Source organism: Trabulsiella odontotermitis (assembly GCF_001188485.1).
Lineage (GTDB): Bacteria > Pseudomonadota > Gammaproteobacteria > Enterobacterales > Enterobacteriaceae > Trabulsiella > Trabulsiella odontotermitis_A.
Genome location: NZ_JNGH01000002.1, coordinates 1 through 553 on the forward strand (window position 1 = coordinate 1; position 553 = coordinate 553).

A 553-nucleotide genomic window follows, 5' to 3' on the forward strand; every position below is an offset into this window, starting at 1 on the left:
GTGAGACAGGTGCTGCATGGCTGTCGTCAGCTCGTGTTGTGAAATGTTGGGTTAAGTCCCGCAACGAGCGCAACCCTTATCCTTTGTTGCCAGCGGTCCGGCCGGGAACTCAAAGGAGACTGCCAGTGATAAACTGGAGGAAGGTGGGGATGACGTCAAGTCATCATGGCCCTTACGACCAGGGCTACACACGTGCTACAATGGCATATACAAAGAGAAGCGACCTCGCGAGAGCAAGCGGACCTCATAAAGTATGTCGTAGTCCGGATCGGAGTCTGCAACTCGACTCCGTGAAGTCGGAATCGCTAGTAATCGTGGATCAGAATGCCACGGTGAATACGTTCCCGGGCCTTGTACACACCGCCCGTCACACCATGGGAGTGGGTTGCAAAAGAAGTAGGTAGCTTAACCTTCGGGAGGGCGCTTACCACTTTGTGATTCATGACTGGGGTGAAGTCGTAACAAGGTAACCGTAGGGGAACCTGCGGTTGGATCACCTCCTTACCTTTAAAGAACCTGCCTTCGAAGTGCTCACACAGATTGTCTGATGAAA

General features: G+C 52.8%; 1 rRNA gene. It reads left to right on the forward strand.

What is annotated here, in order from left to right:
* A 16S ribosomal RNA gene (locus tag GM30_RS00010) occupies nucleotides 1-504 on the forward strand; the annotation flags it as partial.
* Between the last annotated feature and the right edge of the window lie 49 nt (nucleotides 505-553).